This window comes from Catenuloplanes niger (genome assembly GCF_031458255.1).
Lineage (GTDB): Bacteria > Actinomycetota > Actinomycetes > Mycobacteriales > Micromonosporaceae > Catenuloplanes > Catenuloplanes niger.
In genome coordinates, this window is the sequence record NZ_JAVDYC010000001.1 from 3,707,325 (window position 1) to 3,727,616 (window position 20,292).

15 protein-coding genes are annotated in these 20,292 nt (G+C 73.3%); 8 read left to right on the plus strand and 7 right to left on the minus strand.

Annotation, left to right across the window (positions count from 1 at the left end; translation table 11 throughout):
- Window positions 1-60 precede the first annotated feature (60 nt).
- Window positions 61-1,470 carry an aminotransferase-like domain-containing protein gene (locus tag J2S44_RS16185; RefSeq protein WP_310414213.1) on the minus strand — a complete coding sequence of 470 codons (1,410 nt, stop codon included), beginning with the start codon at window positions 1,468-1,470 and terminating at the stop codon, window positions 61-63.
- Here J2S44_RS16185 and J2S44_RS16190 point away from each other — a divergent pair.
- A complete protein-coding gene (locus J2S44_RS16190; RefSeq protein ID WP_310414216.1) occupies window positions 1,469-2,452 on the plus strand; it encodes a DMT family transporter in 984 nt (327 codons plus the stop codon). The two genes, J2S44_RS16185 and J2S44_RS16190, sit on opposite strands and share 2 nt — an antisense overlap.
- Here J2S44_RS16190 and J2S44_RS16195 read toward each other — a convergent pair.
- Window positions 2,419-2,808 (minus strand): tetratricopeptide repeat protein, encoded by a 390-nt coding sequence (locus tag J2S44_RS16195; RefSeq protein WP_310414219.1) that lies wholly within the window; start codon window positions 2,806-2,808, stop codon window positions 2,419-2,421. The genes J2S44_RS16190 and J2S44_RS16195 overlap by 34 nt on opposite strands.
- Before the next feature lie 140 nt (window positions 2,809-2,948).
- On the opposite strand from J2S44_RS16195, the gene J2S44_RS16200 reads away from it, so the two are divergent.
- Window positions 2,949-4,430: a diguanylate cyclase domain-containing protein gene (locus J2S44_RS16200; protein WP_310414222.1), complete on the plus strand. Its 1,482-nt coding sequence runs from the start codon at window positions 2,949-2,951 to the stop codon at window positions 4,428-4,430.
- A 156-nt stretch (window positions 4,431-4,586) separates the two neighbouring features.
- On the opposite strand, the gene J2S44_RS16205 is transcribed toward J2S44_RS16200, so the two are convergent.
- Window positions 4,587-6,014 (minus strand): DHA2 family efflux MFS transporter permease subunit, encoded by a 1,428-nt coding sequence (locus J2S44_RS16205; RefSeq protein ID WP_310414225.1) that lies wholly within the window; start codon window positions 6,012-6,014, stop codon window positions 4,587-4,589.
- Window positions 6,015-6,101: 87 nt separating this feature from the next.
- Here J2S44_RS16205 and J2S44_RS16210 point away from each other — a divergent pair, with 87 nt between their 5' ends.
- Window positions 6,102-6,800 carry a TetR/AcrR family transcriptional regulator gene (locus J2S44_RS16210; protein ID WP_310414227.1) on the plus strand — a complete coding sequence of 233 codons (699 nt, stop codon included), beginning with the start codon at window positions 6,102-6,104 and terminating at the stop codon, window positions 6,798-6,800.
- Window positions 6,801-6,928: 128 nt separating this feature from the next.
- Here J2S44_RS16210 and J2S44_RS16215 read toward each other — a convergent pair whose 3' ends face one another.
- From J2S44_RS16215 to J2S44_RS16225, 3 genes are all read right to left on the minus strand, one after another.
- A complete protein-coding gene (locus tag J2S44_RS16215; RefSeq protein WP_310414230.1) occupies window positions 6,929-7,882 on the minus strand; it encodes a DNA polymerase domain-containing protein in 954 nt (317 codons plus the stop codon).
- A 24-nt stretch (window positions 7,883-7,906) separates the two neighbouring features.
- Window positions 7,907-8,665 carry an ATP-binding protein gene (locus tag J2S44_RS16220; protein ID WP_310414233.1) on the minus strand — a complete coding sequence of 253 codons (759 nt, stop codon included), beginning with the start codon at window positions 8,663-8,665 and terminating at the stop codon, window positions 7,907-7,909.
- A gap of 145 nt (window positions 8,666-8,810) precedes the next feature.
- The gene (locus tag J2S44_RS16225; RefSeq protein WP_310414236.1) at window positions 8,811-9,467 is read right to left on the minus strand and encodes a hypothetical protein; all 657 of its coding nucleotides are present in this window, start codon (window positions 9,465-9,467) and stop codon (window positions 8,811-8,813) included.
- A gap of 178 nt (window positions 9,468-9,645) precedes the next feature.
- Here J2S44_RS16225 and J2S44_RS16230 point away from each other — a divergent pair, with 178 nt between their 5' ends.
- The 5 genes from J2S44_RS16230 (at window position 9,646) to dnaE (ending at window position 19,175) form a co-directional block, all read left to right on the plus strand.
- Window positions 9,646-10,386: a response regulator transcription factor gene (locus tag J2S44_RS16230; protein WP_374727853.1), complete on the plus strand. Its 741-nt coding sequence runs from the start codon at window positions 9,646-9,648 to the stop codon at window positions 10,384-10,386.
- Window positions 10,364-11,869 (plus strand): sensor histidine kinase, encoded by a 1,506-nt coding sequence (locus J2S44_RS16235; protein ID WP_310414239.1) that lies wholly within the window; start codon window positions 10,364-10,366, stop codon window positions 11,867-11,869. The genes J2S44_RS16230 and J2S44_RS16235 overlap by 23 nt, the downstream gene beginning before the upstream one ends.
- A gap of 165 nt (window positions 11,870-12,034) precedes the next feature.
- The gene (locus J2S44_RS16240) at window positions 12,035-14,320 is read left to right on the plus strand and encodes a glycosyltransferase family 39 protein (protein WP_396074885.1); all 2,286 of its coding nucleotides are present in this window, start codon (window positions 12,035-12,037) and stop codon (window positions 14,318-14,320) included.
- A 6-nt stretch (window positions 14,321-14,326) separates the two neighbouring features.
- Complete coding sequence (locus J2S44_RS16245) at window positions 14,327-15,544, plus strand: bifunctional glycosyltransferase family 2/GtrA family protein (protein ID WP_310414242.1); 1,218 nt, start codon at window positions 14,327-14,329, stop codon at window positions 15,542-15,544.
- Window positions 15,545-15,647: 103 nt separating this feature from the next.
- A complete protein-coding gene (dnaE, locus tag J2S44_RS16250; protein WP_310414245.1) occupies window positions 15,648-19,175 on the plus strand; it encodes a DNA polymerase III subunit alpha in 3,528 nt (1,175 codons plus the stop codon).
- 337 nt (window positions 19,176-19,512) lie between these two features.
- Here the strand turns inward: dnaE and J2S44_RS16255 are convergent, their stop codons facing one another.
- Window positions 19,513-20,292 carry a helix-turn-helix transcriptional regulator gene (locus J2S44_RS16255; RefSeq protein WP_310414248.1) on the minus strand — a complete coding sequence of 260 codons (780 nt, stop codon included), beginning with the start codon at window positions 20,290-20,292 and terminating at the stop codon, window positions 19,513-19,515.

The window sequence follows — 20,292 nt, forward strand, 5'->3', positions numbered from 1 at the left end:
CCTTCTGATGTTGGGAGCGCTCCCACATGTCAGGCATCGTGACAACTTGTTTCGCGCATGTCAATGGATCGATGTTACGGCGTCCAGTGCGGCCGCGAGTCTCGTCACCCCTTCGGCGAGCTGAGCCGGGGGTGCCAGCGCGAAGGTGAGCCGCAGATGCGGCCCGTCCGGCTCGGCCGCGAACCACGGCCGGCCGGGCGAGACGACCACGTCACGGGCGAGCGCCTCGGCCGCCAGCGCGGTGTCGTCCACGCCGTCCGGCAGCCGCCACCACAGATGCAGACCCCCCGCCGGTACGGACAGCGTGCGCGCCTGTGCCGGCAACTCCCGGTGCAGCGCCGCGACCAGCGCGTCCCGCCGCTGCCGCAGGTGCAGCCGCAGCGTGCGCCGGTGCCGGGTCCAGGCGGGCGACGTGACGAAGTCCAGCGCGGCCTCCTGCAGCGGGCCGGCCACGAAGAAGTCGTCCAGCACGCGCACCGCGCGCAGCCGGGCACCGGCCGCACCGCGCGCGCCGATCGCGGCCACCCGCAGCCCGGCCGCGGCAGCCTTGGTGAGCGAGCGCAGGTAGACCACGTGCCCGCCCGGGTCCGCGGTCACCAGCGGGGGTGGCGGGTCACCGTCGATGGCCAGGTCGCGGGCGTAGTCGTCCTCGATCAGGAAGGCGCCGGCCCGGCGCACCGCGGTCAGCACGTCCGCGCGCCGGCCCGGCCCGAGCGTGACACCGTGCGGGTTCGCGAAGAGCGGCTGACAGTAGTAGAGCCGCGCACCGGTCCGGGCGAACGCGGCCGCCAGCAGCTCCGGGCGCACGCCCTGCGCGTCCGACGGGACCGGCACCACCCGCAGCCCGGCCGCGCGGGCCGCCGCGATCGCGCCGAGGTAGGTGGGCGCGTCGACCAGCACGGTGTCGCCCGGCACGGCGAGCGCCCGGAACGCGGTGGCCAGCGCGGACTGGCCGCCGGGGCAGATGCTCATGTCGTCGGCGCGCAGCGCGGACCCGGTCTGCCGGGCGAACCAGGCGCGCAGGTCGGCCCGCCCCTCGACCGGGCCGCGCTCCCAGGAGGCCGGTCGCCGGGCCGCGCGGGCCAGCGCGGCGCCGAGCGCGGCGGTCGGCGCCAGCTCGCCGTCCAGGTAACCACCGGAGAGCGGTATCGCGCCCGGCCGCGGAAGCGATAACAGTGCCTGCATCGACTCCTCACCGCCGGGCCGCTCGCCGAGCGCGACCGCCTGCCAGCCGAGATCGTCGGCGGCCGCACCCGGCGGCGCGGTGAGCACGAACGTGCCGGAGCCGGGACGCGATTCCACCAGCCCTTCCGAGGCGAGACGACGGATCGCGGCCTGCACGGTGAGGGGGGAGACCCGGTGCCGGGCGATCAGCTCACGCACCGAGGGCAGCCGGGTGCCGGGCGGCGCGGCGACTACCCGAGCTCGAAGATCTTGGATAACGGCTGCCGCTGCGTTATCGTCCTTCATGAGGGAAAAGAGTAACGGTACGGTGCGTGGCCCGATAACGGGTGTCGGGCTCGGCCTGCTCGGCGTGGCCTGCTTCAGCTTCTCGCTGCCGGCCACCGCGCTCGCGCTCGACGGCTTCGACCCGTGGCTGGTCGGCGTGGGCCGGGCCGCCGGTGCGGGCCTGCTCGCGGTCGCCTGGCTGCTGGCGGTGCGCGCCCCACGGCCGCACCGGGCACACTGGCCGCGACTCGCGCTGGTCTCGCTCGGCGTGGTCTTCGGCTTCCCGGTCTGCACCACGCTCGCGCTGCTCACGTCCACGTCCGCGCACGGCGCCGTGGTGATCGCGCTGCTCCCGGCGATGACCGCGGTCTTCGCGGTGCTGCGCGGCGGTGAGCGGCCGCCGCCCGCGTTCTGGGGCGCGAGCCTGGCCGGCCTGGCCGCGGTGCTCGGATTCCTGCTGTCCGGCGGCGGCATCGGCGGCGGGCTGCACGCGGCCGACCTGCTGCTGATCGGCGCGGTGCTGCTGGCCGCGCTCGGATACGCCGAGGGCGGCGCGCTGGCCCGCGAGCTCGGCGGCGCCCGCACGATCTGTTGGGCGCTGGTGCTGTCGCTGCCGGTCACGATCCCGGTCGCCGGCGTCTCACTGGCGCTGCACCCGGTGGCCGCGCCGTCCGGCATCGCCTGGTTCGGTCTCGGCTACGTCACCGCGGTCTCGATGTTCCTCGGCTTCTTCGCCTGGTACGCCGGGCTGGCCGCGGGCGGCGTCGCCCGGGTCGGCCAGGTGCAGCTGATCCAGCCGGTGCTCACCCTCGGCTGGTCCGCGCTGCTGCTCGGCGAGCAGGTCGGCGGCCTGACGGTGACCGCGGCCGCGCTGGTGCTGCTCTGTGTGCTGCTGACCCAGCGCGCCCGCTTCGCAGCCCCGGAGCGGGGTGTCCCCGACGTAGGGGACGCCCCGCTCCCGGAAACGGGTCAGCCGGCCGCGCGCCGGTCGGCCCGCTCGTGAATGTTGACCAGACCCTCGACCCGGCGCAGCGCGTCCTCGTACTCCGGCTGCTGGTGCATGACCAGCGCCAGCCGCAGGTACGGCAGCGCCTCGGTCAGGCGGCCGCCGCGCTCCAGCGTGCGGCCCAGGACGTGGTGGGCGTAGTGGTCGGTCGGGTCCAGCTCGATCAGCGCCCGCAGCTGCTTTTCGGCACCCTTGAGCTGGGCGGACATGAAATAGGCCCGGGCCAGGAGCTGCCGCACCGATGCGTTGTGCGGTTCGGCCTCCACGATCGGCTCCAGCAGCCGGGCGGCGCCCAGGGGGTCGCCCGTCTCGAAGTACATCGTCGCCCGCCGGTACTCAGCCAGAAGATCCACAGCCGCCTCCTCTAACCGGGTGTCACGTCAACGCTTCCACAACAACGGTCGAACGGCGACTGTTCCACGTAACGCTCAGGTGTCGGCGCCGCCGGCCGATGGACGAGGAGCGACTCTCTACCACCCGGAGGAGGGCCCCCTTGGGTCTGCCCACGACGCCCTCGGCCGAGACGAGACGCCTGCGCGCGATCGTCGCGATCGCCCGCGCGGTCAACGACGCCGTGATCGACGAGCGCCGTTTCGGCGACCTGGTCGCGCGCACGGTCGCCACCCTCGTGGGCGACGGCGCCACGCTCTGGCTCTACTCCCTGGACAACTCCTCGCTGGTCCGGGTGGGCGCCGGTCACCGGGACGCGATCTCCGCGATGCTGCTGCGCGAGGGCGCGGCCAGTGTGCTGCGCGGACGCGGCGACGCGGTGGTGGACGCGGTGCTGGACTCCGGTGCCGCGGCCGTGCTGAACCAGGACGAGATGGGCCGGCACATCGCGGAGTTCGACCCGCAGCTCGCGCCGTGGCTCGCGGTCTGCGGCGTGAGCAGCGTGGCCGTGCTGCCGCTCGGCGACGGGGCCTGGCCGTGCGGCGTGCTGATCGCGACCCGGGACGCGGGCCGGCCGTCGTACACCGACGACGAGTTCGCGTTCCTGCAGGCCATCGCGGAGACGGCGGCGTCGACCGTGAACACCGCGTCGCTGCTGACCGGCTCCGCCGCCGCGGTCGAGGAACTGCGCCGCCAGGCCACCGCGCTCGACCAGCTCTCCGACGTGGTGGTGGCCTGGGACAACGAGGGCAAGGTGATCGGCTGGAACGCGGCGGCGGAGCGCATCTACGGCTACAGCGCGATCGAGGCGCTCGGCTGCGACGCGTACACGCTGCTCGACACGCACGTCATCGACCCGGAGACCGGGCAGCGCAGCCCGGCCGACCGCGCGTACACCGAGCTGCTGGACGGGCTGACCGGCGCCGGGTCCGTGACGCTCGACCTGACCCAGCGGCGCGCGGACGGCGAGACGGTCGCGGTCACCCGCACGCTCACCGGGCTCGCCGACCGGCAGGGCCGGATCATCGGCGTGATCGCGATCGACCACGACCTCGGCGACCGCGGCCCGCGCGAGCGGACCGCGCTGCACGACGCGGTCACCGGGTTGCCGAACGCCCGGTTCCTCCGCGACCACGTGGAGCGCGTACTGATCTCCTGGGCCGGCGGCGCCGGGCTCGCGGCCGCGCTCGTGATCCAGCTCGGCGACCTGAACACGCTGCTCAAGGGCCTGCCGACGGACGTGGCCGGGCAGCTGGTCAAGGTGCTGGCCGGCCGGCTCGCCGCGTCCCTGCGCCGCGGTGACGTGATCGCCCGGACCGGGCAGGACGAGTTCGTGGTGGTCGCGGAGAGCGTCGGCGACGTGGCGAACGTGGAACGGCTGGCGAAGCGCCTGGTCACCGCGGCCCGGCAGCCGCTCGCCGCGGGCGGCCAGACCATGCTGCTGCACCCGGCGGTCGGCGTCTCCATGCTGGACGACCGCCAGCCGGTGCAGCTCACGCCGGAGGAGCTGATCGGTCAGGCGGCCGACGCCCTGCCGGCCGCCCGCGCCGACCCGGCGCACATCTCGTTCGGCTCCGCCGCCTAGACCCTGTATCGAAGTGGACGGCCGGGCTGCGGCGAGGCCCGCTTCGAGACAGGGCCCAGACGCGGGATCGACGCGTGGGCCGACCTGACGCCGGCCCACGCCCGCTCCCCGGGCCCGGGAGCGGCACCGGATCACCGGGTTGCGCGGCGGGCCGGGTCAGGCGGTGGCGGCGGCCTCGGCGAGCTGTTCCGCGTCCGGCGTGAGCTGCGGCGTGGAGAGCGCCACCGCGATGTTGACCACCGCGAACGCGGCCGCGACCAGGATGCCCCGGTGGAACCCGTCCACCAGCGCCGCCTGCTGCCCGACCCCCGCGGTGAGCTGGTCCGTCACGTGGGTCAGCGACAGCGTCGTGACGACCGCGAGGCCGAGTGCGCCGCCGATCTGGTAGACCGCGGAGACCAGGCCGGACGCGGCACCGGCCTCGTGGTTCGCCACCTCGGAGACCGCGGCGATCTGGGCCGGCACGCTGACCGCGATGATCCCGGCGCCGAACAGCAGCAGGCCGGGGAGCAGGCCGGTGGCGTACGCGTCGTCCGCGCCGACCATCGTCAGCAGCAGCAGGCCGGCCACGCTCAGCACGGCGCCGCCGAGCTGGACCGGGCGGGTGCCGACGCGCGTGACGAGCTGGCCGGCCACCACGGCCGCGAGGATCGCCGCGCCGCCCATCGGCAGGAAGTGCAGCCCGGCCTCGAGCGCGGAGTCGCCTCGCACCTGCTGCAGGTAGATCGCGGTCAGGAAGAACATGGACAGGAACGCGGCCCCGTTCAGGCCGAGCGCGACGCCGGACGTGGTCAACGAGCGGGACCGGAACAGCCGCATGGGTACGAGCGGGTCCGCCGACCGCCGTTCGACCAGCACGAACGCGACGAGCAGCGCCATGCCGCCGATCAGGAAGCCGAGCACCTCGGCCGAGCCCCACCCGCTGTGCTCCGCGCGCACCACGCCGTAGACCACCGCGAGCAGGCCGGCCGTGCTCAGCACCGCACCGGCCAGGTCGAACGAGCGCCGTCCCGGCGCGGCGTGCCGCACGTCCCGCACGAAGAACGGCGTGATCGCGACCAGCGCCACCACCAGCGGCACGTTCACCAGGAAGACCCAGCGCCAGTCGAGCGCGTCGACCAGCAGGCCGCCCGCCACCACGCCGAGCGTGCCACCGAGGCCGGCCAGCCCGCCCCAGACGCCCATCGCGATGTTGCGGTCCCGGCCGGGCGGGAACGTGACGGTCAGCAGCGCGAGCGCGGCCGGGGAGAGCAGCGCGCCGCCGAGCCCCTGCACCGCGCGGGCCGCGATCAGGCTCTCCGCGTTCGGCGCCAGGCCCGCGACCAGCGAGGTCACGCCGAAGAGCAGCAGGCCGCCGATGAACAGCCGGCGCGGGCCGAGCAGGTCGGCCGCCCGCCCGCCGAGCAGGAGGAAACCGCCGAAGAGCAGCGTGTACGCGCTGATCACCCACTGCAGGCCGTCCGGCGTGAAGTCCAGGTCGGACTGGATGTTCGGAAGCGCCACATTCACGATCGTCACGTCGAGGACGACGATGAACTGCGCCAGCGCCAGCACGACGAGCGTGGCCCAGGGACTGCGTCTCATTCCGGGAAGCCTCTCTTTGTCTACGCCGTACATATACGTCGTACACGTACGGCGCAGACGTTAGGTCTACGCCGTAGACTTGTCAACGTGACGCCATCCGCTGCCGCCCCCGCCCGCGAACGCCTCGACCCGGAGAAGATCGTGGTCAGCGCGCTCGCCATCGCCGACGCCGAAGGCCTGGCCGCCATCACCGTCCGGCGGCTGGCGCAGGAGCACGGGGTCACCCCGATGGCGCTCTACCGGCACTTCCGCGACAAGGACGAGCTGATCCACGCGCTCGCCGACCACGTGCTGCTCAACGTGGCCGTCCCGGAACCGTCCGACGAGCCCTGGCACGTGCAGTTGCGCGCGCTCTTCGCCGCGCTGCTCGACTCGCTCTCCGCGCATCCGGTGGTCGCACCGCTGATCGTGCCGAGGGTGCTGGTCTCCCCCGGCGGACTCGCGATGGCCGAGCGCGCGCTGGACCTGCTGGCCGTGGCCGGCTTCACCACCCACCGGGCCGCCGCGGCCGGCACCCAGGCACTCTGCACGGTGATCAACCTGATCCCGTACGACCCGGCCGTCCCCTCGATCCGGGACGAGGAACAGCGCGAGGACCGCATCCGCGCCAAGCGCGCCGCCCTCGCCACGCTCTCCCCGCGCCGCTACCCCCGGATCACCGCCGCCGCCGACCCGCTCACCGGCTGCGTCGTCAAGGAGAACTTCCGCGAGCTGGGCCTGGACCTGGTCATCGCCGGCCTCCGCGGCCTGCCCACCGGCGGTCCCGCACCCGACACGGCCGGCTAGCCGGCCCGAGCAGCCCGAATCCCGGCGCCGCACCGGACGTCTGCGTCTGCCGGGATCGGCCCCGGTCCGGTGAGTGGGCGTCGGTCCGGCGGGGCGCGGGCCGCGTCACGCCGGCAGCGGGAGCGTCCCTACGACTCCGCTTTGCGGCGGGCCGCCGCGCGGCGTTTTCCCTCGTGCATGGCGGCGACGCGGGCGACCGGGATGGTGCGGCCCTCGTCGATCAGGTCCGGTGGGAGCGGCTGCGGCTCCGGCAGCGCGTCGGCCCACGGGTCCGCGGCGGTGAGCAGCGCGGGCGCGGTGTGGATGGTGAAGTCGGCGGGGGTGATGTCGGTGAGGTCGTCCCAGGCGACCGGGAACGAGACCGGGACGCCGGGGCGCAGGCGGGGGCTGTAGGCCGCGGCCACGGTGGCGCCGCCGGCGCGGGTGGCGTCCAGGAAAACCTTGCCGTGACGGTCCTCGCGGATGAACGCGGTGGTGGCGAGCGCCGGGTCGACGCGTTCGGCGCGGGCGGCGAGCGCGCGGGTGGCGGCGGCGACCTGCTCGGTGTCCGCGTCCCGGATCGGCACGAAGACGTGCAGGCCCTTGGCGCCGCTGGTCTTCACGGCACCGGTCAGGCCGGACGCGGTCAGCGCCTCGCGGACCAGCGCGGCGGCGCGGACGGCGAGGCCGAACGAGCCGTCGTCCTCGGGCGGGTCCAGGTCGATGATCAGGTGGGTCTGGCGGTCCGGCGCGTCCGCGCGGGCCAGCGCGGGGTGGTATTCGACGGCGCGCTGGTTGCCGAACCAGAGCAGCGTGCGGCGGTCGTCGCAGAGCGCGTAGCGGATGGCGCGGTGCGACGCCTCAGCCCAGACCTCGGTGGTGCGCACCCAGGCCGGCGTGTACTTCGGGACGTTCTTCTGCATGAACGCGTCCTGGCCGCGCAGGACCCGGATGACGGAGAGCGGGCGGCCGGCGAGCTGCGGCAGGAAACGCTCCGAGACCGCGTCGAAGTAGTCGATCAGGTCGCGCTTGGTCGCCCCGGCACCGTCGAACAGCGGTGCGTCGAGGTTGGTCAGCTCGACCCCGTCCCGCGTCTCACCCATCGGACCACCTTCCCACGCCGTGGCCTATCCGGCGAGGCGAAGCGCGGCCCAGACGGCCTTTCCCTGCGGCAGTGCGGCGCAGCCCCAGCGGTGCGCCTCGGCCTCGACGACGCGCAGGCCACGGCCGCGTTCGGCGAGCGGCGCACGCGGGTCACCGGCGCGGACCGGGCGGATCCGGGGTGCCGCCGGGTTGCCGTCCGCGACCACCAGATAGAGGTACGGCCGGCGCAGCGTCACGGTCACGTCGATCGGCGTGCCGCCGTGCTCGACCGCGTTGTTGACCAGCTCGGAGATCACCGCCCGGGCGGAGTAGAGCAGGTCGTGCACGTCCCAACTGGTGCACGCGTCGCCGACGATCGAGCGCGCGAACGAGGCCGCCAGCGGGCCCGCGTCCAGCCGCAGGTGCTCCCACCGGCTGGACGCGCGCAGGTCACCGGCGGCGACGAGCGCCTTGTCCAGCGTGGCGTGCACGCGTACGCCACGGTTCAGCACTCGCAGCCGGGCGGCCACCGCGGGCCGGGCGACGAGCAGCAGCGGCGCCTCGGGGGAATGACCGGCCCGCCAGCGCGGGGCCACGAAGACCGCGAGCGCGCCGTCGTGCGCGATCCGCACCCGGTCCAGCGAGACGATCACCACGACCGGGCACTCGGCCAGCGCCTTGGTGATCACGGATCGGGCACGGGCGGCGCTGCGCAGCGTCAGCTCACCCTCGAACGCGATGAGGACGGCGCCGCGGCTGTCGTCGCGCGCCACTATCGCGGACAGCTGTCCGGTGCCGCTCACTGCGCACCCACCCCGTCCGGTCGGGAACGTTGCCGTGTTCGTCATCGGACCGAGTCTCCGGGCCCGTCACCTCGCGCAACAGACCGGCAGTGCGTCGTTCCCCCGGACGGGCGGCCGCTTCACCGGCCGCCCGTGGCCCCGGCGCTCAGGACGCGGGCCGGAGCGCGGCGCAGGCCTGGATCGCGGCCGCGGTGGTGGCGTCCGCGGTGTTCGGCGCGGCCGGGTCGGTCACGCCGTTCTCGGTGAGGCAGTTGTCGTACGCGGCGGCGGCACCACCGTCGCCCTGCGTACCGACGGAGGCCGGTGTACCACCGGAGGCCTGCGCGGTGCCGGGAGCCTGCGTGCCGCCCGGCCCGCCCTGGCCACCCGGGCCGCCGTCGCCCATCCGCGGCAGCGAGTCCTGGCACGCCTCGGTCGCGGCCGCCCAGGCCGCCGCGTCGACGCCGTCCGGCTTGAGCGCGGCCGCGAAGCCGCCACCACCTCGCTGGCCACCGCCGCCCGGCCCGCCGGACGGGAACGCCGTCGGCCGCCCCGAGCCCTGCGGATCCGGCTGGCCCGAGCCCCGCACACCGGGCCGGCCGGAGCCCTGCGGAACCGGCTGGCGGGTGCCCCGGTCCGGGTTCGCGGTCGGGACCGTCACCTCGATGCCCTGCTCCGCGAGGCAGGCCGCGTAGGCGGCGAGCGCGTTCTGGCCGCCCGAGTCGCCGGACGCACCGGCACCCCCACAGCCCGCGGTCAGCAACAGCGCCGCGGATCCGGCCAGCGCGACGGCCGTCAGCCGCCGGTGGACCTGAGAACTCACAGCTTCCTCCTCGTTCGGAAGAGCCCATGCAACCGGGCGGACCTCCGAGCCGGGTCGGACGGCACTCGACGCGGGCTCGGAGACGTACCCTCGGAGGTTTTCGGTCCGCCGGACGTCCACAGGTGTTACACAGGGTCGATAAAGGTGCTGCTCAGATGGCGGGCACACGATCGGGACCATGACGATGACGATGCACTCCGACTCACGCCAGGACCTGCGCCGCGCGGACGGCAGCCCGGTCCGGGTGCTGGTGGTCGACGACGAGTCCACGCTGGCGGAGCTGTTGTCCATGGCGCTGCGCTACGAGGGCTGGGACGTGCGCTCGGCCGGGGACGGCGGCGGCGCGGTGCGGGCCGCCCGCGAGTTCCGGCCGGACGCGGTGATCCTGGACGTGATGCTGCCGGACATGGACGGGCTGGAGGTGCTGCGCCGGCTGCGCGGGGAGGCGCCCGAGGTGCCGGTGCTGTTCCTCACCGCGAAGGACTCGGTGGAGGACCGGATCGCGGGGCTGACCGCGGGCGGCGACGACTACGTGACGAAGCCGTTCAGCCTGGAGGAGGTGGTGGCGCGGCTGCGTGGGCTGATGCGCCGGGCCGGCCGGGCCGCGCTGCGCTCGGACGCGGAGCTGGTCGTCGGCGACCTGACGCTGGACGAGGACAGCCACGAGGTGCGCCGCGGCGGCGACCAGATCACGCTCACCGCGACCGAGTTCGAGCTGCTGCGCTACCTGATGCGCAACCCGCGCCGGGTGCTGTCCAAGGCACAGATCCTGGACCGGGTGTGGAACTACGACTTCGGCGGCCAGGCGAACGTGGTCGAGCTGTACATCTCGTACCTGCGCAAGAAGATCGACGCCGGCCGGAAGCCGATGATCCACACCATGCGCGGGGCCGGGTATGTCCTCAAGCCCGCGGACTGACCGGCCGCGCGGGCCCCGGGGCTGGCCGCTGCGCACCCGGCTGGTCGCCACCATGCTGGCGCTGCTGGCCGCGGCCTGCCTGCTCATCTCGGTGGTGACCGAGCTGGCGCTGCACCGCAACCTCCAGGACCAGCTGGACCGGCAGCTGAACACGACCGCGGAGCGCGCGGAGAACTTCGGGCCGCCACCGGACGACGCTCCGATGCCGGACGACGGCGACCGGCCGGACCAGTGGATCGGGCGCGGGCAGCCGGCCGGCACGCTGGTGGCCTATCTGCGCAGCGACCACCGGACCGGCGTACGCATCCTCAGTGACGACCTGGCGGAGATCGACGCCACCGCCGCGCTGTCCGACGTCCTCGGCGCCGTGCCGGTGGACGGCCGGCCACGCACGGTCCACCTCGCCGGGTACGGCGACTACCGGGTGAAGGCGGAGTGGACCCGCGGCGGGGACCTGGTCGTCACCGGGCTGCCCACCGCGCAGATGGCGAACACGCAGGTGCAGGTCGCGGTGATACTGGCCGTCGTCACGGCGGGCGCGCTGGTCGTCGCCGGCGTCGCGGGAATCGTGATCATCCGGCGTACGCTGCGCCCGTTGCGCCGCGTCGCCGCCACCGCCGGCCGGGTCGCGGAGCTGGAACTCGACCGCGGCGAGGTGGCGCTGGCCGAGCGGCTGCCGGACGAGCTCACCGACCCGCGCACCGAGGTCGGCCAGGTCGGCGCCGCGCTCAACCGCATGCTCGGCAACGTCGAGGCCGCGCTGGCGGCCCGGCACGCCAGCGAGACGCAGGTGCGGCAGTTCGTCGCGGACGCGAGCCACGAACTGCGCACGCCGCTGGCCGCGATCCGCGGGTACGCCGAGCTGACCCGCCGCAGCCGCGCGGAGGTCGCGCCCGAGGTGGCGCACGTGCTGAACCGGGTCGAGTCCGAGGCGAAGCGGATGACGCTGCTGGTCGAGGACATGCTGCTGCTGGCCCGGCTGGACGCGGGACGGCCGCTGGAGCACGAGCCGGTCGATCTGGCGATGCTCGCGGTCGACACGGTCAGCGACGCGCACGCGGCCGGACCGCACCACGTCTGGCGGCTCGACCTGCCACCGGAGGGTACGGACGTGGAGGTGCTCGGCGACCGTGCGCGCCTGCACCAGGTGCTGGCGAACCTGCTGGCCAACGCGCGCACGCACACGCCGCCCGGCACCGAGGTGACGGTCTCCGTGCAGCACCGGGGCGACCGCGCCGCGGTGCTGGTCGCCGACACCGGGCCGGGAATCCCGGCGGAGCTGCTGCCGCACGTCTTCGAGCGGTTCGCGCGCGGCGACAGTTCCCGGTCGCGCGCCGCGGGCAGCACCGGGCTCGGGCTGGCGATCGTGCACGCGGTGGTGACCGCGCACGGCGGGCGCATCGACGTACGCAGCCGGCCGGGCCGGACGGAGTTCCTGGTGTCGATGCCGCTGGCCATGAGCGCGGTCCCGGCGGGGGCATAATCTCACGGCCGTGCGCCCGTCACATCGGCATGCGCGTATTCCCAGCGTCCTCACAGCCTCGCCAGAGGGCACGGTGAGATGCCCGGTCGATCCTGGTCACCGGGGCTGAACTTTGACCGGAAAGCCCGTCTTGTCGTGAATGCTGACTGCCGAAGGACGAAGCCGATGACCTCGACGTTGCCCGCTGAGGGTCCGCCTCCCCCGAAGACGCCGGACCCCGCCGAGACACCGGCCACCACCGAGACACCGGCCACCACCACCGAGACGCCGGACACCGTTGCCGCGGGCACCGAGACGCCGGACACCGTCGCCGCGGGCACCGAGACGCCGGACACCGTCGCCGCGGGCACCGAGACGCCGGCCGGGACGCGGTCGTGGGCGCGGCGGATGCTCCGCGGGCCCGACGACGACCCGGCGTGGGCCCGTCCCGCGCTCTACGTGCTGCTGGTCGCCACCGCCGTCCTGTACATCTGGGATCTGCGCGCCTCCGGCTGGGCGAACTCGTTCTACGCGGCCGCGGTCCAGGCCGGCTCGGAGAGCTGGAAGGCGTTCTTCTTCGGCTCCTCGGACGCGGCCAACTTCATCACGGTCGACAAGACGCCGCTGTCGCTGTGGCCGATGGCGCTGACCGCCCGGGTCTTCGGCATGAACTCGTGGAGCATGCTGGTCCCGCAGGCGCTGATCGGCGTCGCCTCGGTCGCGCTGCTCTACGCCACGGTCCGGCGCTGGTTCCCGCCCGCGGCCGCGCTGCTGGCCGGCACGGTGCTGGCCGGCACCCCGGTCGCCGCGCTGATGTTCCGTTTCAACAACCCGGACGCGCTGCTCGTACTGCTGATGATCGCGGCGTGCTGGGCGATGGTCCGCGCACTGGAGCGGGGCGCGACCACCTGGCTGCTGCTCTGCGGTGCCTTCATGGGCCTCGGCTACCTGGCCAAGATGCTCCAGGTGCTGCTGATCCTGCCCGCGCTCGGCCTGGTCTACCTGATCGCCGGCCCGCCGCGGCTCGGCAGGCGGTTCCTCCAGCTGCTCGGCGCGGCCGGCGCGATGATCGTCGCCGCCGGCTGGTGGATCCTCGCGGTCGAGCTGTGGCCGGAGGAGTCCCGGCCGTACATCGGCGGCTCGCAGAACAACAGCATCCTGGAGCTCACGCTCGGCTACAACGGTCTCGGCCGGCTCAACGGCAACGAGACCGGCAGCGTCGGCGGTGGCGGCACGGGCGCTCCCGGCGGCGGCGCGGCCGGGCCGGGTGGCGGCGGCAACGGCGGCGGCATGTGGGGCGAGGCCGGCATCCTGCGGATGTTCGACTCCGCGCAGGGCGGTCAGATCGCCTGGCTGCTGCCGGCCGCGCTGGTGCTGATGATCGCCGGGCTGGTGGTCACCGCGCGCCGGCCGCGCACCGACCGTACCCGTGCGGCGTTCGTGCTCTGGGGTGGCTGGCTCGTCGTCACGGCGCTCACGTTCAGCTTCATGCAGGGCATCTTCCACGCGTACTACACGGTGGCGCTGGCACCGGCGATCGGCGCGCTGGCCGGCATGGGCGGGTCGCTGCTGTGGTCCCGGCGGCGCAGCCCGTGGGCGATCGCGCTGCTGGCCGTGACGGTCGCGGGCACCGCGGTGTGGGCCTGGGTGCTGCTCGGGCGCAGCGCGGACTGGTACCCGTGGCTGCGCTGGACCGTGCTGGCCGGCGGGATCACGGCCGCGGTGGCGCTGGCGGCGACCAGCCGGCTGGCCGCGCGGATCGCGGTGCCGGTCGGCGTGGTCGCGGCCGCGATCTCGCTGGCGGCACCGGCGGCCTACGCCGTCAACACCGCGGGTACGCCGCACACCGGCTCGATCCCGTCCGCGGGGCCGATGACGGCCGGCGGTTTCGGCGGCGGCCCGGGCGGCGGCGGACGCGGCGGCCGGGGCGGCTTCCCGGGCGGCGGCCAGGCACCTCCCGGCGGCACCGTCCCGCGGAACGACGGCCAGACCTTCCCCGGCGGCCAGACCTTCCCCGGCGGCCAGGGAATGCCCGGCGGCGGGCAGGGCCTTCCCGGTGGGCGGGGCAGCGCCGGCGGCATGGGTGGCCTGCTCAACGGCTCCGCGCCGAGCGACGAGATGGTCGCGCTGCTGGAGAAGGACGCGGAGCGGTACACCTGGATCGCGGCCGCGGTCGGCTCGAACCGCGCCTCCGGGTACCAGCTGGCCACCGGCGACCCGGTGATGGCGATCGGCGGCTTCAACGGCACCGACCCGGCGCCCTCGCTCGCGCGGTTCCAGGAGTACGTGGAGCTGGGACAGATCCACTACTTCATCGGGGACGGCGGCTTCGGCGGCGGCGGGCGCGACGGCAGCAGCCAGGTCAGCGCGGAGATCGCGACCTGGGTGCAGGCCAACTTCGCGTCGCGGACCGTGGACGACACGACGATCTACGACCTGACCGTGCCCGCCTCCGCGCCGCAGGGGAGCTGAGCCGCCGTGCCGATCACCGCAGGAGAGACCGCACCGCCCGCGATCACACCCGGCACCGCCGCCCTCGACGTGGTCATCCCGGTCTACAACGAGGAGCGGGACCTGGAGCCGTGCGTGCGCCGGCTGCACGCGCACCTCAGCGCGTCGTTCCCGTACCCGTTCCGGATCACCGTCGCGGACAACGCCAGCACGGACGGCACGCTCGAGGTCGGGCGGCGGCTCGCGGCGACGCTGCCCGGCGTGTCGGTCACGCACCTGCCGCGCAAGGGCCGCGGCCACGCGCTGAAGGAGGTGTGGTCCGCGTCCGGCGCGCCGGTGCTGGCGTACATGGACGTGGACCTCTCCACCGACCTGGCCGCGCTGCTGCCGCTGGTGGCGCCGCTGATCTCCGGGCACAGCGACGTGGCGATCGGGTCCCGGCTGTCCCGGAACGCGCGGGTGGTCCGCGGCGCCAAGCGGGAGATCATCTCGCGCGGCTACAACCTGATCCTGCGCGGCACGCTGCAGACCCGCTTCTCGGACGCGCAGTGCGGCTTCAAGGCGATCCGCAAGGACGTGGCCGACCGGTTGCTGCCGCTCGTCGAGGACACCGGCTGGTTCTTCGACACCGAGCTGCTGGTCCTGGCCCAGCGCACCGGCCTGCGCATCCACGAGGTGCCGGTGGACTGGGTCGACGACCCGGACAGCCGGGTCGACATCGTGTCGACCGCGATCGCCGACCTGCGGGGCATAGCCCGCCTCGGCCGCGCGCTCGCCACCGGCCGCCTGCCCGTGGCCGAGCTGCGCACCCAGCTCGGCCGCGCCCCGCTGACCCCGGTCCCCGGCGTACCGGCGGGGATGACCGACCAGCTGCTGCGGTTCGCCGCGGTCGGCGTGGCGAGCACGCTGGCGTACCTGCTGATCTACGCGCTCCTCCGGGTCGGACTCGGCGCGCAGGCCGCGAACCTGCTGGCGCTGCTGATCACCGCGGTCGGCAACACGGCCGCGAACCGGCGCTTCACGTTCGGCGTGCAGGGCGCCCGCGGGGCCGCCCGACACCACGCGCAGGGATTGATGATTTTCGTTCTCGGCCTGGCCCTGACCAGCGGATCACTGGCGGCGTTGCACGCAGTCACAGAGACCCCACACAGGGTCATTGAGCTGCTGATACTCGTCGTCGCCAACCTCACGGCCACCGTGCTGCGGTTCCTCCTGATGCGGGCCTGGGTCTTCACGAAGGCGTGACGAAACACCCCCGTTCCGACGCCGTCCGGCTCCCCGGGAACGACTAGAGTGGTCCGCCTCGGGGAGCGCTGGAAGCAGATTCGAAGACGGGGTGAGTCCTGCCGTGGGCGATTCGTTCGTGCACCTCCACGTGCACACGGAGTATTCGATGCTCGACGGAGCGGCCCGGCTGAAGGATCTCTTCAAGGAGGCGAAGCGGCTCGGCATGCCGGCCGTGGCGATCAGTGACCACGGCAACATGCACGGGGCGTACGACTTCTACAAGCAGGCCAAGGCGGCGGAGATCACGCCGATCATCGGCGTCGAGGCGTACGTCGCGCCGGAGTCCCGCTTCCACAAACAGCGCGTGAAGTGGGGCCGGCCGGAGCAGAAGTCGGACGACGTCTCCGGTAACGGCGCGATCACGCACATGACCATGTGGGCGCAGTCCGCCGAGGGCCTGAAGAACCTCTTCAAGCTGAACTCGCGCGCGTCGTTCGAGGGCCACTACGTGAAGTGGCCGCGGATGGACATGGAGCTGATCTCCGAGCACGCCAAGGGCATCATGGCGACCACCGGGTGCCCGTCCGGCGCGGTGCAGACCCGCCTTCGGCTGGGCCAGCCCGAGGAGGCGCTCAAGGTCGCCGGGCAGTACCAGGACATCTTCGGGAAGGACAACTACTTCCTGGAGATCATGGACCACGGGCTGGAGATCGAGCGCCGGGTCCGGGACGGCCTGCTGGAGATCAGCCGGAAGCTGAACATCAAGCCGGTGGTCACCAACGACTCGCACTACACCTACGAGGAGCAGTCCGCCGCGCACGACGTGCTGCTCTGCGTGCAGACCGGCGCGAACGTGGACGACCCGAACCGGTTCCGGTTCGACGGCAACGGCTACTTCGTGAAGTCCGCGGACCAGATGCGCGCGATCGACTCCTCGGACGCCTGGCAGGAAGGCTGCCGGAACACGCTGCTGGTGGCCGAGAAGGTCGACACCACCGGCATGTTCACGTTCAAGAACCTGATGCCGCGTTTCCCGGTGCCGGAGGGGCACACCGAGGAGTCCTACTTCCGGCAGGAGGCGTTCGAGGGCCTCAAGCGGCGCTTCCCGAACGGCATCCCGGAGACGCACGTCGCGCAGGCGGAGTACGAGCTCGGGATCATCATCCAGATGGGCTTCCCGTCCTACTTCCTGGTGGTCGCCGACTTCATCCAGTGGTCGAAGCGGAACGGCATCGCGGTCGGCCCGGGTCGTGGTTCGGCGGCCGGCTCGCTGGTGGCGTACGCACTGGGCATCACCGACCTCGACCCGCTGCCGCACGGACTGATCTTCGAGCGGTTCCTGAACCCGGACCGCGTCTCGATGCCCGACGTCGACATCGACTTCGACGAGCGCCGGCGCGCCGAGGTGATCCGCTACGTGACGGACAAGTGGGGCGAGGACCGGGTCGCCCAGATCGCCACGTTCGGCACGATCAAGGCGAAGGCCGCGATCAAGGACTCCGCCCGCGTGCTCGGGTACCCGTACGCGGTCGGTGACCGGATCACCAAGGCCATGCCGCCGGCCGTGATGGGCAAGGACATCCCGCTCTCCGGCATCTTCGACCCGAACCACCCGCGCTACTCCGAGGCGACCGAGATCCGCGCGCTCTACGAGGCGGAGCACGACGTCAAGAAGGTGATCGACACCGCGCGCGGCATCGAGGGCCTGATCCGGCAGACCGGCGTGCACGCCGCCGGCGTCATCATGTCCGCCGAGCCGATCATCGAGCACATCCCGCTGACGCGCCGGGACGCGGACGGCGCGATCATCACGCAGTTCGACTATCCGACCTGCGAGACGCTCGGCCTGCTGAAGATGGACTTCCTCGGCCTGCGGAACCTGACGATCATCGACGACGCGGTCAAGAACATCGAGATCAACCACGGCAAGAAGCTCGACCTGCTCGCGCTGGAGCTGGACGACAAGGCCACCTACGAGCTGCTGGCCCGCGGCGACACGCTCGGCGTGTTCCAGCTCGACGGCGGCCCGATGCGCTCGCTGCTGCGCCTGATGAAGCCGGACAACTTCGAGGACATCTCCGCGGTGCTGGCGCTCTACCGGCCCGGCCCGATGGGTGCGGACTCGCACACCAACTACGCGCTCCGCAAGAACGGCCTGCAGGACATCACCCCGATCCACCCTGAGCTGGAGGAGCCGCTCAAGGAGATCCTCGGCCCGACGCACGGCCTGATCGTCTACCAGGAGCAGGTGCAGCGCGCCGCGCAGAAGCTGGCCGGTTACTCGCTCGGCCAAGCCGACCTGCTGCGCCGCGCGATGGGCAAGAAGAAGAAGGAGGTGCTGGAGAAGGAGTTCGTCCCGTTCCGCGACGGCATGCGCGGCAACGGCTACTCCGACGAGGCCATCCAGAAGCTCTGGGACGTGCTCGTCCCGTTCGCGGACTACGCGTTCAACAAGGCGCACACCGCCGGGTACGGCCTGGTCTCCTACTGGACCGGCTACCTGAAGGCGAACTACCCCGCGGAGTACATGGCCGGCCTGCTCACGTCCGTCGGCGACGACAAGGACAAGATGGCGCTCTACCTCGCGGAGTGCCGCCGGATGGGGATCAGCGTGCTCCCGCCGGACGTCAACGAGTCGGCCGGGCCGTTCACACCGGTCGGCAAGGACATCCGGTTCGGCCTCGCCGCGGTCCGCAACGTCGGCACGAACGTGGTGGAGGCGATCCGCCGCTGCCGCGACGAGAAGGGCAAGTACACCGACTTCTACGACTTCCTGTCCAAGGTGGACGCGGTCGCCTGCAACAAGAAGACGATCGAGTCGCTGATCAAGGCCGGCGCGTTCGACTCGATGGGGCACACCCGCAAGGGCCTGCTCGCCGTGCACGCGGAGGCGATCGACGCGTACTCCGGCGTCAAGAAGAACGAGGCGGTCGGCCAGTTCGACCTGTTCGGCGCCGGCTTCGGTGATGCCGCACCGTCCGCCACCGTCGCGATGCCGACGATCCCCGACACCGAGTGGGACAAGCGCGACAAGCTGGCGTTCGAGCGCGAGATGCTCGGCCTCTACGTCTCCGACCACCCGCTCTTCGGCCTCGAGCACGTCCTCCAGCAGCACGCCGACACCAGCATCGCCGCGCTCGCCGAGGAGGGCACCGTCCCGGACGGCGCCGTCGTCACACTGGCCGGCATCCTCTCCGGCGTCCAGCGCCGCGTCACCAAGCAGGGCAAGGCCTGGGCCTCCGCCACGCTGGAGGGCCTGGCCGGCGGCGTCGAGGCACTGTTCTTCCCGAACACCTACGAGCTGGTCGGCCAGTACATCGCCGAGGACGCGATCGTCGTCGTCAAGGGCCGGATCGACCGCCGCGACGACACCCCGCGCATCATGGCGATGGACATGATGATGCCCGACGTCACCGCCAACCCGGACGCCAAACCGGTCGTGCTCACCATGCCGATCACCCGCTGCACGCCGCCGCTGGTCGAGCGCCTGAAGGAGGTGCTGATGCTGCACCCGGGCGACAACGAGATCCACGTCAAACTGGTCAACGGCGGCCGCACCACCGTCCTCCGCCTCGGCACCCGCGTCGCGCCGACGACCGCGCTGATGGGCGACCTGAAGAGCGTGCTCGGGCCTGCGGCCGTCGGATAGTTTCGGCTTTTCCCGCTTCCGGCGTGGCCGGTTCCCGCATGCTCCCGCGGGCACCGGTCGGCCGCGGGCGGCCTCCCTGCCGGTCCCGCGGTGGTTCCCCCAGCAGGTCCCCGGTCCGCCGAGTCACCGGCTCGGCAGGTCACCGGGCCGGCAGGTCACCGGCTCGACAGGTCACCGGGTCGGCAGGTCACCGGGCCGCCGGTCCGGCAGACAGGCAGGTCACCGGGTCGCCGGTCCGGCAGACAGGCAGGTCTGCGGGCCGGCGGGCCGGCAGACAGGCAGGTCTGCGGGCCGGCGGGCCGCACGTCGGCGGGCGGGGTGCGTCCCCGGCGGCCGGTCAGCAGGCCGAGGTCCACCAGTCGATGACGGCCGGGAGCAGCGTGAAGAGCGCGGCCAGCAGCAGCCCGGCCAGGATGATCGGCAGCAACGCCGCGATCGGCGGCCCGGTGGCGACGATCGGCGCGGGTTGCGCCGGCGGCGTGCGGGCCGCCGGGATCTGCGGCGCGGCCGCGACCGGGACAGCGGCCGCGACCGGGACAGCGGCCGGGATCGCGACAGCGGCCGGCGTGGGTTGCGGGTCGGCCGTGGCGAGGGTGGATCGCCAGGCGTGCCAGCGTTCGTGCTCGTCGGCCGGGAGGTCGAGCGAGCCGAGGACGCGGTCGACGAAGTCGGCGGACGGGACGCGCGCGGCGTTGAGGGCGGCGCTGACCGTGCTGGGTGAGTAGTTGGCGCGGGCGGCGATCGCCCGCTGGGTGCCGCGGCGCCGGATCAGCTCGCGCAGCCGCAGGTTGAAGTCGGTGGGGGTGACGGGCGCGGCCTCGGGATCGTCCACCGTGGTCGACGCCCGCTGCCGGGTCAGCGCGTCACGGGCCTGTTCCCACGCGCGGCGGAGGGCCGGCTCGTCCGCGCCGCAGGCGGTGCCGTAGGCGCGGGTCACCTGCCAGGTGGGCAGCGCGTCGCCGGATGCGGCGCGGCTGAAGACCGAGGCGGAGTAGCCGCCGGCGCGCTCGAGCTCGGGGTAGGTCTTGCCGGACGCGCTCCGCAGCCGGCGCAGGTGCTCGGCCAGCGCGGCCAGCTCCCGTACCCCCGTGGTGATCGTCTTCTCCGGCCGTCCCAT